Annotated in this window: 16 protein-coding genes; 1 reads left to right on the top strand and 15 read right to left on the bottom strand. The window is 47.2% G+C overall.

The genetic code is table 11. The features are described from left to right. Positions 1-22: 22 nt before the first annotated feature. The 10 genes from VN429_RS10130 to nadA all read right to left on the bottom strand — a co-directional run bounded on the left by VN429_RS10130 (position 23) and on the right by nadA (position 9864). Positions 23-538: a hypothetical protein gene (locus VN429_RS10130; RefSeq protein ID WP_325632886.1), complete on the bottom strand. Its 516-nt coding sequence runs from the start codon at positions 536-538 to the stop codon at positions 23-25. 47 nt (positions 539-585) lie between these two features. Continuing rightward, a complete protein-coding gene (locus VN429_RS10125; protein ID WP_325632884.1) occupies positions 586-1398 on the bottom strand; it encodes a winged helix-turn-helix transcriptional regulator in 813 nt (270 codons plus the stop codon). 107 nt (positions 1399-1505) lie between these two features. Beyond that, positions 1506-1736 carry a DUF3006 domain-containing protein gene (locus VN429_RS10120; RefSeq protein ID WP_325632882.1) on the bottom strand — a complete coding sequence of 77 codons (231 nt, stop codon included), beginning with the start codon at positions 1734-1736 and terminating at the stop codon, positions 1506-1508. Positions 1737-1738: 2 nt separating this feature from the next. Next, complete coding sequence (locus VN429_RS10115; RefSeq protein ID WP_325632880.1) at positions 1739-2677, bottom strand: ComEC/Rec2 family competence protein; 939 nt, start codon at positions 2675-2677, stop codon at positions 1739-1741. A gap of 60 nt (positions 2678-2737) precedes the next feature. Then, positions 2738-4210: a homoserine O-acetyltransferase MetX gene (gene metX / locus VN429_RS10110; protein WP_325632878.1), complete on the bottom strand. Its 1473-nt coding sequence runs from the start codon at positions 4208-4210 to the stop codon at positions 2738-2740. Between the two features lie 5 nt (positions 4211-4215). Then, positions 4216-5511 carry an O-acetylhomoserine aminocarboxypropyltransferase/cysteine synthase family protein gene (locus tag VN429_RS10105; protein WP_325632876.1) on the bottom strand — a complete coding sequence of 432 codons (1296 nt, stop codon included), beginning with the start codon at positions 5509-5511 and terminating at the stop codon, positions 4216-4218. A 14-nt stretch (positions 5512-5525) separates the two neighbouring features. Further along, positions 5526-6893: an O-phospho-L-seryl-tRNA:Cys-tRNA synthase gene (gene pscS / locus VN429_RS10100; protein WP_325632874.1), complete on the bottom strand. Its 1368-nt coding sequence runs from the start codon at positions 6891-6893 to the stop codon at positions 5526-5528. A gap of 268 nt (positions 6894-7161) precedes the next feature. Then, a complete protein-coding gene (gene nifU / locus VN429_RS10095; protein WP_325632872.1) occupies positions 7162-7602 on the bottom strand; it encodes a Fe-S cluster assembly scaffold protein NifU in 441 nt (146 codons plus the stop codon). After that, positions 7595-8788: a cysteine desulfurase NifS gene (nifS, locus tag VN429_RS10090; protein WP_325632870.1), complete on the bottom strand. Its 1194-nt coding sequence runs from the start codon at positions 8786-8788 to the stop codon at positions 7595-7597. Before nifS ends, nifU begins: the two co-directional genes overlap by 8 nt. 59 nt (positions 8789-8847) lie before the next feature. Further along, on the bottom strand, positions 8848-9864 hold the full coding sequence (nadA, locus tag VN429_RS10085; RefSeq protein WP_325632868.1) for a quinolinate synthase NadA: 1017 nt from the start codon (positions 9862-9864) through the stop codon (positions 8848-8850). A 14-nt stretch (positions 9865-9878) separates the two neighbouring features. Here nadA and VN429_RS10080 point away from each other — a divergent pair, with 14 nt between their 5' ends. Beyond that, complete coding sequence (locus VN429_RS10080; RefSeq protein WP_325632866.1) at positions 9879-11156, top strand: cysteine desulfurase; 1278 nt, start codon at positions 9879-9881, stop codon at positions 11154-11156. Here VN429_RS10080 and VN429_RS10075 read toward each other — a convergent pair whose 3' ends face one another. From VN429_RS10075 to VN429_RS10055, 5 genes are all read right to left on the bottom strand, one after another. After that, complete coding sequence (locus VN429_RS10075) at positions 11157-12089, bottom strand: TIGR00269 family protein (protein ID WP_325632864.1); 933 nt, start codon at positions 12087-12089, stop codon at positions 11157-11159. Continuing rightward, on the bottom strand, positions 12079-12273 hold the full coding sequence (locus VN429_RS10070; RefSeq protein WP_325632862.1) for a ubiquitin family protein: 195 nt from the start codon (positions 12271-12273) through the stop codon (positions 12079-12081). Before VN429_RS10070 ends, VN429_RS10075 begins: the two co-directional genes overlap by 11 nt. A gap of 228 nt (positions 12274-12501) precedes the next feature. Beyond that, a complete protein-coding gene (locus VN429_RS10065; RefSeq protein WP_325632860.1) occupies positions 12502-13890 on the bottom strand; it encodes a carboxyl transferase domain-containing protein in 1389 nt (462 codons plus the stop codon). Between the two features lie 35 nt (positions 13891-13925). Beyond that, positions 13926-15320 carry a SpoIIE family protein phosphatase gene (locus tag VN429_RS10060; protein ID WP_325632858.1) on the bottom strand — a complete coding sequence of 465 codons (1395 nt, stop codon included), beginning with the start codon at positions 15318-15320 and terminating at the stop codon, positions 13926-13928. Between the two features lie 246 nt (positions 15321-15566). Further along, positions 15567-16574, bottom strand: a complete 1008-nt coding sequence (locus tag VN429_RS10055) for an ABC transporter substrate-binding protein (protein ID WP_325632856.1) — start codon at positions 16572-16574, stop codon at positions 15567-15569. Between the last annotated feature and the right edge of the window lie 57 nt (positions 16575-16631).

The following is a 16631-nucleotide window of genomic DNA, read 5'->3' as shown; positions in this document are numbered from 1 at the left end:
GGATTATATTATGCACAATTTATTACGCACAATTGCATGAGCGGACTTTTGCCTTTGAGGTTATCTGCTTGACACTCACCGGATCAGGGGCTGAAGCCTTATTGTTATCTGTAGCCACTCCCTCATCCTGACCACGGGCTGCTGATACTGTCAGGGTGTATTCTCCGGTTGGGACCCCATTAGGAATAAGATAATTTGGTGATACCACTCGTTCTTCTCCAGCTTTAAAGGATGAGACCATATTGTTTTTTGAGATTAACTGGTACTTCCCGAGAAATGCCTGAACCTGCAATGGTTGTGTGTTCGTATCATCGGCACCTGCATTCCGTATCGATATATTCGGGGCCATGTATGTTCCCGGCTCTATCCATGAGGTCTGGGCAGGCAATGATATTTTTGTTATCTCGTAATCAGGGCCAGTTATATTATCAGCTTTAGTTGTCTGATTTAGAGATGAATTCGATACTGCCAAACTGGCAGGGGTGCAGATAATCAGGAAAGTCAGGATAATGAGGAGAAGGTATGGTTTGATCATCATCGAAAATATTGTTCCATGAAATATAAAACGTACTTTATATCGATGTCTTATTTTGCATATACAGGATCACCTGCTACAGTATCATGGATGAATGATGGAATACATTCCCTGCTAAAACATCCCCTTACAGATTCTTCTGGATAATATCTGGTAAATCTCCCCTCACGTTCTATACGGATCAATCCATCATCAGTGAGGTTCTGGACACTCCGCGTCACTGTTGGTCCTGCAACTCCGAGAAGATCTGCCAGTTCGCCACGAGTGAGACCCGGTTGCCTGAAGATGATCATGAGTATTCGCGAGCTAGCAGCTGTCAGCATCCTTGACCGGAGGACCTGTTCTTCTGCCGAGTATTTTCCATGATTTTCGAAATAATGGCAGACCCCTCCGATTGTAGTTGTCTGTATCTTTCCCCCGTCATAGAGCCTTTCCAGATGATAACGGAGGGTACTTTCATTCATCCCGGTACTATCAGTGAGCTTCCTGAGATCGACCCCCGGTGAAGCAACGATCTCATCGTAAATCTGTCGTCTGCTATCATGCTCAAGCAGATTTCTGTTAGTTATCCTGCGATATCCACTGACAGCATATCTGCGAAGCCTGTCAAGCAGGCTTGAAGGCTGCGTTACGGTTGCCATCAATGATCCACAGGCTCCGTTGCACGAACTCGTGGGAGTTGAGGCTGCTGTTGAAGCTGCAGCTGTTTTGCAACTGCAAGTATGGATTCCCCCCTGACTGGTCATAGTCATATGACAAGTGGGCCGACCGGATGAGTCTGGTGTACAACAGGCACTTTTTCGTTCCATCGGAAACGGTGAGATACCTGCTAACACCGCGAGCATGAGAAAACCGATAATCATCACACCCGCCAGCAATTTCATACGTACTCGTTATATGCGAAAGTATATTATGTTTCACAATCGTGACGGTTTAGGCTGATGCGAAGTTCTCTCGTGTGCTGATTTGCTCAACGGTTTACAAGTCGTTCTCTCAGTCTGATAATCCGGTCTCTGGCCTCCCGTGTTGCTGACTCATCTTTCCTGATTGACAATTCCAGAATATCTCCCTCTTCAAACTCTCCCACATACTTTCGTGGGAACTGGATCATCTCGTCCGGGTGATCACGGGGAATCAGAATGAGATATCCATCTTCAATCCGGTCAATGGTCATCACCACTGTTTTGCTCGCATCCACCATGGTTATACTCCGCATGAGAGGCAGCAGGAGTTTGATCTGCTCTCCTGGCTTTTGCACACTCCCTGCATCTGTGAACAGTTACAATCTGTGGAAGGGCTGGATGTTTTCTCTGATTTCACAATGAGATTCTTTTGATCAGCAGTCACTGTGATTGTCCCTTCCTGATCAGTCCGGTAAATCTGTGAACCGGCATCGGTAAGATACTTTACCGGATCCTTCTGTGGGAAACCATACTCGTTTCCGGCCTCAAGTGATATGATTGCAATCTCTGGAGATACAGCCTCAATAAACCTTCGCCCTGAAGAATGTCTGCTTCCGTGATGGCCGACTTTGAGCAGGTCTGCTTTGAGATCTCTTCCTTCTTTGAGAAGTTTGTCTTCGACTGGAATCCCAGCATCACCCATGAGCAGGAATTTCCTGTCTCCTGAATTAATTTCAAGGACGATTGAGTTGTCGTTGAGATCTCCTGAATATGTGAAACCAGGATTGAGAACACTGATAGTGACAGCAGGGTCGAGATCTATCTGATCCCCTTCATGAACCACCCGGTATGGAATCTTAAATTTCTCAATCGTTTTCAGAAGCACTTCATATGTCGGGGTGGTGTGAGAATCACCTGCATCTATGAAAATTCCTGTCTTTTCCTGTTTAAGCACGGTAGGCATTCCTCCGATATGGTCACTGTGCGGGTGGGTTGCCACCACTACATCCAGAGAGGTGATGTTTCTGGTTTTGAGCCAGTCTATGATACCCGGCCCTGCTTCATAAGGACCGGCATCTACGAGCATTGTTTTGTTATGGATCTGCACAAGGCAGGCATCACCCTGTCCGACATCAAAAAAGGTGAGATTCAACTGGGTATTTCCATCGCTAGCGATACATCCAGAGGATAAGGTAAAAAGAAAGATAATTCCTGCAATAATAAGGAATTGCGATCGCATCACTGTCAAGATACCATATCTTCACTCCCATCTGATTTGGGTATTTCCAAAAGTGGGTAATTATCGGCAACGGCCGATAAGGCGGGAAAGGTGCTCGGCAGTGATCAGGCCGATCACTCTTCGCTTGTCATCTACTACCGGCAGTGCTGAGATATGGTTTAGTTCCATCCGTTTGACTGCACTATCAACCGGCTCATCAGGTGATGTATAGAAGACATTTCGGGTCATGATCTCATCAAGAGAGGTAAACTCCCGTGCCACCGACCGTGAGATATCCCATGATGTGACAATTCCGGTGAGTGCTCCCTCTGAGTCGACCACTGGCAGATGGTTGACTGACTGAGAAATCATGAGTTCAGCAGCCTCCTTGATTGTTACATCCTCTTTCAGGGTAGGGACCTGGATTTTCATCACATCAGTAATAGTTAGTGATGAAAGGAACCGCCCAAGAAGGTAGTTCATCTGTCCTTCTTCAAGCAGGAATGCATCATGCCCGTAATTTGACCTGATCTCACAGTATTCCACATCAGCACTGGCTGATGAAAGTGCTGTCACGATCTCCTGGGAGAGGTATGGGGGATATAACCAGTCTGAAGAGACCGAAACGATCAGGAATTTTGCTTTTACATTGTGGAATGCTTCGGTGAGGGAGTCATTAATGGTGAGGTCAAAGTAGTCTATGGCCTTGGTTATATACAGGTATGAGTTTGCATCAAACCGCTGGGTAAACCGATCGCCCTGGTAATGCAGGTAACTCTCAACCTGGAAATCAGTAGTGAATTCATAACTGAGTTCGTCTTTTCCCTGCAGACCCCTGCCAAACTTCTGATGCATCGATTCATCAGATAGATAGGTGATATGCCCTATCATCCTGGCAAGTGAAAGTCCTCTGGCAGGTGGGAACCCCTCATAGTAATCACCATGGTTCCAGTCAGGATCAGATCTTATTGCACTTCTGGCAACTTCGTTAAAAGCGATCTGCTGTGGAGTAGAGTATGCAGTACTTGCTATCACCACAACCCTGCTTGCAAGGTCTGGGTACAGCACTGACCACTTGAGTGCCTGCATCCCTCCCATCGATCCACCAATGACTGCAAAAAGACGCTGAATATTGAAGTGCTCAAGAAGTCGACGCTGGGCATGAACCATGTCTCCGATAGTGATAACCGGGAAGGAAAGACCATATGGCTTGTTAGTAGCCGGATTGAGTGATGAAGGACCGGTAGTCCCTTTACAACCACCCAGGACATTTGAACTGATAATAAAGTATTGATCAGTATCAAATGCTTTGCCCGGACCTATGGCGATATCCCACCAGCCTGGTTTTTCACTTCCTGTGTGATACCCGGCTGCATGAGCATCACCTGACAAGGCATGACAGACAAGAATAGCGTTTGATCTATCGCGATCAAGAGTACCGTATGTTTCATACGCAATAGTGAGTTCAGGGAGAACCTCTCCACTTTCCAGTGTGAGAGGTTCTTTGAAGGTCACCTGTTCGGTTTTTACCGTTCCAACAGATCCACGAATCATGTAGGTCAGATCTGAGCTAATGCTTGATCCAGATCCTCAATAATATCTTCGACATTCTCTATTCCGATTGAGAGTCTGATGTAATCCGGAGTTACTCCGGTTGCAATGAGTTCTTCTGGAGTAAGCTGCTGATGGGTCGTGGATGCCGGGTGGATCACAAGGCTCTTTGAGTCTCCGATGTTGGCAACATGGGAGAAGAGTTTCAGAGCGTTGATGACCTTCTTTCCTTCCTCAACTCCTCCCTTGACTCCGACTCCAAGAAGAGCACCATATCCGTGCTCAAGATATTTGGATGCAACTGCATTAGTTGCGTTGTCTGTAAGTCCTGGATAGTTGACCCAGGCAACCTTGGGGTGTGCCTTCAGGTGCTTTGCAACTGCAAGGGCGTTCTCTGAGTGCTGTTTTACCCTGAGTGGGAGTGTCTCAAAGCCCTGGAGCAGAAGGAATGCATTGAATGGTGAGAGTGCTGCACCGAGATCACGAAGTAGTGAGAGCCGGATCTTGAAGACAAATGCGACGTTTCCAAGCCCTGCAAAGTCCTTGAAGACATCCCAATACACAAGTCCGTGGTAACTTGGATCAGGTTCTGAGAACTCTGGGTATTTTCCATTGCCCCAGTTGAACTTTCCTGAATCAACAATCAGTCCACCGATGGAGTTACCGTGACCGCCAACAAACTTGGTTGCAGAGTGGACAACGATGTCGACACCATGCTCAATGGGCTTGACCAGGCCGACAGCAGACGTGTTGTCTACAACAAAGGCGATTCCTGCCTCATGAGCAATATCAGCAATCTTGCGGAAGTCAGGCACATCAAGTTTCGGGTTTCCGAGAGTCTCTGCATAGATTGCACGGGTCTTTGGGGTTATCGCTTTTCTGAATGCTTCAGGGTCCTGGGAGTCTACAAAGATAACCTTGCGTCCGAGTTTTGCAAAGGTGTAATGCAGAAGTGTGTAAGTACCACCGTACAGATTGTTTGCAGCTACGATCTCATCGCCAACCCTGGTGATGTTGAGAAGGGCGTATGAGATAGCAGCCTGACCAGAGGCCACAGCAAGTGCCCCGGATCCACCTTCAAGTGCTGCGATACGCTTCTCGAGCACATCGGTGGTTGGGTTCATCAGGCGTGTGTAGATGTTTCCGAGCTCAGAGAGTCCGAAGAGTGCTGCAGCATGGTCAGCATCACGGAACTGGTAACTGGTGGTCTGATAGATTGGTACGGCGAGTGCTCCGGTTGTTGGATCCGGGACCTGTCCTGCGTGCAGTGAAGTTGTTGCGTCTCTGTCTTTTTTGTCAGTCATGGTAATCAGTGATTTTACTGTTTTGAAATTGGTAGTTCGTAATGTTCTGCGATCTCGGTGAATGTATCGGCAAGGTATCTGACCTTCTCCCAGGAGAGCCCGTAGGTTGAGAGTTTCCAGGTTCGGGTTGCCCCTGCAAACTCTCCTACGATCCCTTTTGCAGAGAGTGCGTCTGAGAGGAAGAAGCCGCGACGTTTGTGGGTCGATGCTATCTTGTCAAAACTGCCGGTTGTATCCACTTTTGTCAGTGCATGCTTTCGGGGGTACTCAGAGAGAACGCGGCTTCCGTCAATAGCAAGCAACCGGTCAACAAAGAAGTTGATCTTCTTGACCTCGTCGTCCCAGTGGAGTGTCCGCTCTTTCACTTCAGGGAATGAAGCCATCATTGCGATAAGATTGGATCCCATCAGCGTGCATCCGACCATCTCTACTTCTTTAATTCCGAACTTGCGTTTGGTGACATCTCCGACCATCTGGGTGGTACGGAAGACTTTGTCTGCCCATTCGCTCGTCGTCGCCAGCACCCCTGAAGGTGCCGGAGAAGCCATACTCTTATGGCCGGAACCGACTACAAAGTCTGCCCCGACAGCCTTTCCGTCGACAGGCATGACTCCGACGGTGTATGCACCGTTATAGAGGAAGGGGATATCGTAACTGTGTGCAACCTTTGCGATCCCTTTGACATCATGTTCGTTGGCGAGCTGGTAGTCATAGTGATCGATCATCACCAGGGTCGGGAGTTTTCCGGTCTCCTGCTTTACCTGTTCTATCTTTTCAGCAGTTGCATCAGCGGTGATGATATTGTCCTTGTTTAAGGGAACCTCCTTAACAACTCCTCCTGCGCCTTCCACAGCGAGAAACTCGGTGTAGTGTGCAAATGCAGATACTATTACTGAGTCACCCTTCTCGACGACTGTCTGGGCAACTGCCTGGAACCCTCTTCGTGCTCCTGGCACAACCCGTGCCTGATCCATATTGACGAACTGGGCGAGCTGGGTGTGAAAGTCTGCGATTGGAGGTTTTGAGATCTTATCCAGCCTGAATGGCTTTCGGCAGGCATCACAGGTAGAGTAGCCGTCACCGTAGGCGATGATCGCCTGACGGGCTGCTAGGGTCAGCCGTCCTGCTGCCTGGATTGGCTGAATATTGATATTCTCTTCCTCACGTGTTCTGACTTCGATCGATCCGGCAATTTTTCCTGGTTTTTTCCCGGCAGTCCCGGTTTCAAGGGCCTGGATAATCCCTTTTAACTCTGAGATCTTCTCTTTCAGTTGTGTCTCTTCCTGCTGGTTGAGGCCCGATGGGAGTCCGTCCCGGATCACCTGTCGTGCCTCTTCCAGTTTGAAGAGTGCTGCAAAGATAAGATCTGTGTTCTTTTCCATCTCCTTTCCTTACCTCATAACGGGATTATCGTTTCTGTCACAATCGTGAACTATCCTATAGGTTATCGCGGGAGTATAAAAGGAATAAGAATCCGGCTAAATTTGATCTGATTCCATTCTCTGTTGATTTAATAAATGGTGAAAAAATGAGTTTTTTGTGAGATTCTACATAACCTCAAAACGATCCATCTCCCTGTGTTAAGGGATGTGATTTGCCAAAATGAGGGGAATATTTCTTTAGAGAGAAAAATGGGGACGGATAATTGGATTATGTTGAGCAGGTTTCATCTTCAATCCCATGGTGGTCATGTGAATGAGGATTCTTCTCTACCCAGGGTTCAAGCCCGTGCTTTACCCGGTAATCGTTGATAGCCTGGTGAATACCCTCTTCTGCAAGCACCGAGCAGTGCATCTTAATAGCTGGAAGCCCTTCAAGTGCCTCGGCGACTGCCTTGTTTGAGACCTCCCATGCTTCTTCAAGGGTTTTTCCCTTGATCATTTCAGTTGCCATGCTGCTGGAGGCAACCGCTGCTCCACATCCGAATGTCTGGAACTTAACCTCGGTAATGATGTTGTCCTTCACAGTGAGGAAGATACGCATGATATCACCGCAGGTCGGGTTTCCTACTTCTCCAACACCATCAGCTTCTGTTATCTCCCCCTGGTTGCGGGGGTTCATGAAATGATCCATTACTTTTTCGCTATACATTACATGACCTCTTTTTATGATCTGCGTACAGGGGAGACATCTCCCGCAGTCGGATTACGACCTTCTGGAGTTGTTCCAGGACGTAATCTACATCTTCTTCGGTGTTTTCTGCTCCTAGCGTGAGTCTGAGTGAGCCGTGTGCCGTCTCCGCAGGAAGCCCGGTAGCCAGAAGAACATGAGAAGGCTCAAGCGAACCTGATGTACAGGCACTCCCGGTTGATGCGCAGATTCCGAAGTGATCGAGGAGCAGGAGCATGGATTCTCCTTCAATAAAATCAAAACTCACATTCAGATTGCCGGGAAGTCTCTCTTTTGGGTGTCCATTCAGCCTTGTGTTTGGAATGGTCTTAAAAATCCCCTCAAGCAGGCGGTCTCTGAGCGCTGAAACCCGCTTGTTCTGCTCATCCATTCTGGCAATGGCACGTTCAATAGCAAGACCGAGACCAACAATTCCTGGAGTATTTTCTGTACCTGCCCGTCTCCTCTTTTCCTGGCCTCCTCCATGCAGGAGGTTGTCAATTCTGACACTTTTCCTGATATAGAGAGCACCGATACCTTTGGGGCCGTAAAACTTGTGTGCAGAGAGTGAGAGGAGATCGATCTGCATCGCTGCCACATCGATTGCCACATTACCGATCGCCTGAACAGCATCGGTATGGAAATACACTCCGTGTTCACGACATACTTTTCCGATCTCAGCAATAGGTTCGATAGTGCCGATCTCATTGTTTGCAAACATGATCGTGACCAGGATGGTCTGATCAGTAATTGCATCCTTGAGATCACTGATTCGCACCTGTCCTGTCTCATCCACCGGGAGGTACGTGACTGAGAATCCCTGCTTTTCGAGGTATTCACAGGTATGAAGGACTGCATGGTGCTCAATGGCACTGGTGATGATGTGGTTGCCTTTCTTCCGGTTGGCAAAGGCAATCCCTTTTATTGCCCAGTTGTCAGCCTCAGTTCCACCGGATGTAAAGTAAATCTCATCAGGTTGTGCACCCAGTGCCGCTGCTACCTGACTTCTTGCTTTATCAACCGCTGTTTTTGATTCGCGTGCAATGCGGTACAGGGATGATGGGTTACCATACCCTTTTGAGAACCATGGGATCATTGCATCGACGACCGCTGGGTCGGTAGCGGTTGTTGCAGAATGGTCCATGTACACGATTCGTTCTGCAGTCATAGGTTACGCCAGTTCTGTGATGTGCTGTTATCAGACGATTAATACAAGGAGCCCTTTACCTATAGCCCTTTTCTGATCTCTTCACGGGTCCTGAAGGATCGGCTCTGTCTTGATTTTGAAACTTCAATCATGCGTTCGAGAGGGGCTCGTGCGGCATCCATAAGGTTCTGTTCCAAAACCACCTCACCTGATCCGGTCATCAGGCAGGTTTTGATCTTCTCAAGCGTTATCTGTTTCATAGGAGCACAGATTCCTGCAACTGAAAAGAACTTCTTTCCCACAACTTCTGACCGCAGCCGGTGGAGCATGCCGGATTCAGTGCCGATGATAAAGGATGATGCCGATGCATCACGGCAGTACCGTGTCATCCCGCTGGTTGAACAGACCGCATCAGCCATATCGATGATATCAGGTCTGCATTCCGGATGTGCCACAAAGAGTGCATCTGGATGAAGACTCTGCATAGCATCGACACTTTCCCTGGTGATGGCATCATGGACATAGCAGTACCCTGCTGCAGGGATTATCTCCTTTTTTGTAAACCTGCTCACATATGCGGCAAGGTTCCTGTCTGGAAGGAAAATCACCTGGTCTGCTTCAGCTGACTCAACAATCTCGATTGCGTTTGCAGAGGTACAACAGATGTCACTCACAGCCTTGGTTGCAGTTGTGGTGTTGACATAACTGACCACTTCTGCTTCAGGGTACTGTTTTCTGAGCTCTATTGCTGCCTGCTCTCCTGCCATATGTGCCATCGTGCATCGGGCCTGTGGATCCGGTATCAGGACGCGTGCCTGCGGATTTAAGATCTTCGCGGTGTCAGCCATAAAGTCAACACCACAGAAGAGAATTGAATCTGCATCGGTCTCCTGAGCCACTCTGGCCAGTTCAAGTGAATCACCGATTCTCTCTGCGATCTGATAGATCTCAGGTGACTGATAGTTATGGGCAAGAATAAGAACCCCCTGCCGCTCAGCAATATCCCGAATCTCGATGATGAGATCCTGGTTACATGCCGGCTCCGCTGGTTCTTCGTCTGATGGAAGCGCTTTCACGATTGTGATAATTATCTGCATCCTCCTCCGGGATAATGCCCACGGTCCCGGCAGTGTCAGCATCCATGAGATTCTTAACCAACTGGCGATACATGGTAGTACATCATGGGAGGATATCAGATCAGATGAATGTCGACCGGATCAGGCAGGAAACTCCTTTAACCCAGGAGGTCATTTACCTCGACAATGCTTCGACAAGCCTCTCTCCACAACCGGTCATCGATGCAATGGTGGAGTACGAAACCCATTACCGTGCCAATGTGGGACGCGGAGTTCATAGACTCTCGCAGATAGCAGGTCAACTCTACTGGGACGCCCATGAAACTGTGAACCGGTTCATCGGAGGGGAGGGCGGAACACCGGTCTTTGTCAGGAACTGTACTGAAGCGATCAACATGGTCTCACGCGGCCTGACGTTCAGGCCAGGCGATGAGATAATTACAACTGTTACTGATCATCACTCCAACCTGCTTCCTTGGTATGCCCTTCGGGAAAAGGGTGTTACTGTGAACGTACTATCTCCTGCCAGAAATCCTATGGCCGGAATAACTTCTGATGATATTTCATCAACTATAACAAAAAATACCCGGCTTGTGGCTGTCAGCCATGCTTCAAACGTACTAGGCACTGTCGAACCTGTCAAAGAGATTGCAGAGATCGCCCATGATAATAATGCCCTCTGTCTCGTGGATGGTGCCCAGTCCGTTCCCCATATGAAGACAGATGTAAAAGATATCGGCTGTGACTATCTCTGTTTTTCAGGTCACAAGATGCTCGGCCCCACCGGGACCGGTGTGCTCTGGATGGCTGAAGATAGTTTGGAACCTCTGCTTCTTGGTGGGGGAATGATTGATGATGTTACCACTGATGGGTACCTCGTTGCATCAGGGTATTCAAAGTATGAGGCAGGGACGCCAAATATTGCAGGTGCATTCGGCCTTCGGGCAGCAGTAAAATATCTCAGTGCTATCGGGATGGATGCGATTGAAGCTCATGAAGATGTTCTTACGAGAAAATTACTCTGCGGGTTATCGGGAATAGAGGGAGTAACGCTCATCGGGCCTCATGAAGGGGAGAAGAGGATAGGGGTTGTTTCGTTTATTGTTGAGGGTCTGCACCCTCATGAGGTGGCCCATATTCTGGATGATCAGTATTCTATCATCGTAAGATCAGGGCATCACTGTTGCATGCCGCTTATGAAATATCTTAATCTTCCTGATGGGACAGTGCGGGCCAGTTTATACCTGTATAATACTGAAGAAGAGATTCAGACTCTGGTTGAGGGTGTCAGGGAGATTGTTGAAGGGGTATGATCAATCCTGTCCGGTCGATGAATTGTTCTTGTACTCTTTTTGCTCTTTGAGTACCGTACAGACCTGGCAAATTTCTCCTGATCCAGGCCACCCACAGACTTTGCAATTTTCCAGTGGCTGAAGTTTCACTTTGTTTTTGAGTCGTGATCTGATCTCTTCCTCAGCATGGGCAAGATTTCTCATCGAACCGGGGTGCTCCTGTTCAAACCGGTTTAGGAGTCTTCGGACTTCTCCTCTGAGTGCGTCACCTGCATACGGGCATTCAGGAAGATCCATAAATAGATCAGAAAGGATTGCATAGAGAGTCACCTCTCTCTCGCTTACTGATGCAAATGGTTTGATGCGGCGTGCAAACTGTGATGTTCTTCCTGAACCTGCGAACACTTTCTTGATATCAGCAGAGAAGGCGTTCATGAGTGTTGTCTGTGCATGATCATCCTGGTTATGGCCGGTCGCAAGGAGACGGACTCCTTCCTGCTGTGCGAGAACTTCAAGGGCACGTCTCCTTAAAATTCCACAGATGGTGCATGCTTTCCTGCTCGAACTTTTCATGAAATCATCGAGACTCAGGCCGAACAGATCAGGAAAGGTGATGATTCGGTGTTCAACATTGAGTCTGGAGCAGACATCCTTGGCATGCCTGATGGTCTCTTCACGGTACCCGCCAATCCCTTCGTCAACAGTGAGGGCGATAAGTCTGGATGGTATTTTCTCTTTTAGTACAACCAGGGCAGCAAGTAGTGCTGTGCTGTCTTTTCCTCCACTGAATGCAACCCCTATGATCTCTGGAAGAGGCTCCTCTTGCATGAGCCTGCTCAAAACTCTGGACTCAACCGACTCTTTGAGGTGCCGGCTGCAGAGATGGGTCCCGCTCTCCCTGTCCAGGTACACAGCCTGGCCTGAGCAGTGTGAACAGACCGGTTTACCCTCCATGAGATATCCTGATGAGTCTGATGGAATCACTATCATTCCCTATTGTGTCCTCGGGAATGATCTCCCCGTCCCGTGAGACGAGAAGTTCAAGCGGGTTGAGTCCCTGCTCCTGAATAATTGCCTCTATCGTCCTTCCTCTTGAAGCAATTTCTATCTCGTGTCCATCAGGGAAGATAAGTTTCATAGTTTCTCCCTGTTTTTGTGCCTGATTGGAGTATTAACCTTGGGTTTGTAGCAATGTGATTTCAGAATTTTCAATCCTTGCATATCTCATTATGCGGTTTACGTCTGGTGAAATGGATCTTTTTTTACATCAATTTCTGAAAGAAAAGTATGGAGATCCAGATACCAACCCTGGTTGGTACTGATATATTCAACCGATCTGGCTTAAATTAAAAAAGAGAAGAGAATCTTAAAGACAGAGTACACGTCTCGGATACGTCCGATTTAATGGAAGGGAATACACCCGCTCGAGAAAATCTGAAAGTTCACTTCGTACCTGATCAGGTTCAATAATTCCATCAATACACCCTGATTCTACATGGAGTCTTGGATTCGCAGTTGCTTTTACTGCGTCTACCACCTCTTTTATCTTTTGAAGAGTAAAACCACCCTCTTCTGCCAGCTTTGAAGCAGCTCTAGTACCGTATATGGTCAGTTCTGCATCAGGAAATGCCAGCAGACGGTCAGGCTCAAAACCTGTTCCACACATCGCGTACAATCCGGCAGTATAGGCCTTTCTGACAATGATACAGATCTTTGGAACAGAAAGGTTGGCAAGCGTGGAGAAGATTAAGGCGCCATGTTGAATGATTCCTGCACGTTCTGACTCTTTTCCAACCATAAACCCTGGTAGGTCAGCAAGGAACAGGAGGGGGATATTGAATGAATCACAGAGTGAGGCAAATGAAGCAAGTTTTATGCAGGTTTCAGGAAAGAGAATGCCACCCTTGTTCAGGGAATTGTTGGCAATAATTCCAATATTCATTCCATTCACTCTTGCAAACCCTGTGATGAGTTCAGCCGCATACAATGCCCGATGCTCAAGAAATGTCTCATGATCTATGAATGTTTCAATGAGATCGTGCATATCAAAACGTGAATATGGGTATGCCAGCGTCAGGGGAGACGGAAGCCGGGCATCAGGATCAGGATTCCGTGGCTCGAAAACAGGTGGATTCTCCTTATAATACGATGGAAATGTCTGGAGAGTTTTCCTGACTAATTGAAGTGCATCGGTTGGAGTATCACAGAGTATATCACAGGTTCCAGACACTGATGCATGCATCTCTGCTCCCCCATATGCTTCATATGACTCTGATTCTCCCGTCATGAGTCGTTGCATATCCGGACGTGCAAGCGACATGCCTGATGTTTTTGTCATCAGCACGACATCGCATTCTGCGACCGGATATGTCAGGGTTGTAGCTATCGGGCTGAATACCGCCGCAATACGTGGAACGACTCCGGACAATCGTGCGAACCTGGTAAACACACTACCAACACCTTTTGGCTCAATATATGTCCGCATAATTGAGAGAGGAATGGCAGTGGTGTTCATAGCTACCCGTTCAGGACGATCAGCGAGGTGGAGGATTGGAAGATGATTCTTCTCTGCATGTTCAAGAAGTGCCAGTTCGTCCTGAAGAACTTCAAACGGATCAAGCGGAACAGAAGCCACGGGATTCAGGGCTATAACACAGACTTTTCTTCCTTCTATATATCCGGTCCCGCCGATCAGTTCAGTATCCTCAGATCTGATGAGAGGGACAAATGTATCTTCATCCAGTACGGTATTCAAACGTACTCTCATCAGAGAATTCATGGAAGATACCACTATGAATTATGAACCTTAATCACAAGAAGCGTGATATCATCGTGCTGTGGCTGTGCACCACAAAATTCTGAAACTCTTGTGACAATGGTATCCACTATTTCCTGGGAAGGAAGGGAGACAGAGTCCTTTATTGTCTGAATAAGTCTAGGAACGCCGAACTCTTCTGTGCTGGTGTTAATCGCTTCGGTTACTCCGTCAGTATATAGGACAACTACATCACCGTCTTGTAGATGAACTGACTTTTGATCAAATGCGATATCTTCGATGACACCGATTGCAATACCCGTTGGTCTTAATTCCTCAATCTTCTCGGTTCCTGTCCTGAATACGAGAGGGGGATTGTGACCTGCATTGACGTAGGACATGGTCATAGTCTCATTGTCAAGGATGCCAAGGAACAGGGTTACAAACATCCCGGTCTTTGAATCATGGGTGATTACCGGGTTGGCAAAAGCAATGGCTTCTGCACAGTTTTTAAACCAGAGTGCACTGATCCTGATAACGATTCGGGAAAGGGCCATGAATAATGCTGCAGGGACACCCTTCCCTGCAACATCTGCAATCATGATGCCCATCTGACTTTTTGAGAATGGGATCAGTTCGAGTGGCATGAAATCGAAAAAGTCACCCCCAACTTCTTTTGCAGGGATACTTTTTCCAGCCATTTCGTATTTTGGAAAATATGGGAGAGAGTCTGGAAGGAAACTTTTCTGTATCTCAGCAGCGATGCTGAGTTCTGCTTCTTTCTTTGCGATCTCCTGCTCAAGTTTCTCTTTTTCGAGTTTTACCTGTCTCTCCTGAATCAGGTTGTGAATGATAAATGCAAATATTCCGGCTGCAACTGAGGTCAGACAGATCATTGGAAGTGCTACGTTTATGAAAACAGTCAGAAGGGTTGAGGTTGAGCCACCGAGAGCTCGTATTAATAATGTGATGAGCGATACTCCGACTTCGATCCCTATTGTAGCGATTATTGCGTTTTTTGTAGAAAGGATATCCCGTTTATTAAAGAGGAAGATTGCACCACTGCATATTCCTGATATAATTGGCCCCAGAGCTGCTCCAAAGACATTTGGGCCACCGACAGATAACCGGTAACATGTCCCGATGATGCCAGCACCAATACCTACAAAGGGGCCGCACGAGAGACCGCCGATAATCGGACCCAGGTCTCGAATATTTACAACGGCACCAAAGTAGTTGACACCACTTGACATTCCATAAATTGATAGGATACCAAAAATGAGCGCGAGAATAATGTTTGTTGAGATAGTTGGTCGATGCTCAAGTATTTCCTGATAAAAACGGCTTCTGCTAAAGAGGTAAGCGATAACCATGACGACAGAAACCATCTCAAACAATTTTACGCAATCGACAAGGATCGCAGTATCCATATCGACATATGGGAGAAGGGAAAGTAAATAAGTTAGGATTTAGGCTTGGTATTTTTGATCCTTTTATGAGTTAGAACCTATATCTTAGGAAAATAGGTCTGTCTCATTATGAACAGTTCAAAGACTTTTTCTGAACAATCATGAGGTTTTTATTAAACCCTGGTACATATGGTTCTATCAGCAACCTAAAGCCTCGATATCCTGAAAAACACTAAATGAGTGGTAAAAAAGAAAGAGTTTTGGGAATTAAGCCTTGACTTTTCCCCAGAAACTTGTATCAAAGAGATCCTTATCAGAAACATCCTTCTTGATATATCCGAGATCCTTCTGAATTTTTGCAAAGTTTTCAACTGAGGTAGTAATCTTTGCCGGGTCTGATACAAATTGACCATCCCATTCATCAAAGGACTTGAGAATGATGGATGTATTAAGTCCGGTCAGTTCACTCAGATGTTTGGCAGCCTCCTCTTTGTTTGCGGCATTAAACTCGGTTGCTTTCAGATGAGTTTTGAGGACCTGTTCTACAAGTTCTGGGTGGTTTTTGATGACATCATCTGTCGCTACAAGAACACAGCATGCATGGTCCTGTTCCATTTCTCCAGAATGAACAATGATCTTTCCTGTACCTGAATCTTCAATAGTGACAGGTGATGGCTGTGGCAGGAATGCTGCATCTACTTTTCCGGCAAGGAATGCAGTGATGGCATCTCCAGGTCCGAGAGGAACGATCTCGACATCTTTGTCTGCATCAAGACCATTCTTCTTGAGCCAGTCACGAAGGATTGTATCCTGAATAGTTCCTGCTGGGAATGTTGCAATCTTCAGTCCTTTAAGGTCAGCGGGAGCCTTGTATGGAAGATCCTTTTTCAGAACCAGATCAGATCCCTGAGTGTTTACTGCGGCAATGATCTTTGCATTAAGCCCATTGGCGACACCAGTAACAAACGGTGCGGATCCGACATATGCAAAGTCGATGTCTCCTGCCAGAAGTGCCTGAATCTCAGGTGCTCCGGTTGGGAAACTATATGCCTTAACTTCCTTTACTCCGAGGGGGGAGAGAGTTTCATTATAGTATCCCTTCTGGTACGCAGTTGTAAATGCGAGGTGATGGGTACTTGGTTGATACCCGATGTTAACAACATCTTTTGCTTTTGAGTCTTCAGCGACTACCGGCAGAGCAACCATGAGCAGTGCGAGACTGAATGCAAGCACTACCCACGACGTTGTCTTGGTAACGTTTTTCACTTGTCTCATGTTCTAGGGATCATATTCCATGAATGATGCTATAATCCGTATTATTGAGGCAACTTT

Origin of the sequence: Methanospirillum sp. (assembly GCF_035560735.1) — an archaeon.
Taxonomy (GTDB): domain Archaea; phylum Halobacteriota; class Methanomicrobia; order Methanomicrobiales; family Methanospirillaceae; genus Methanospirillum.
Note: the sequence above shows the minus strand (reverse complement) of the source record. Positions and strands in the feature narration are given on the sequence as shown.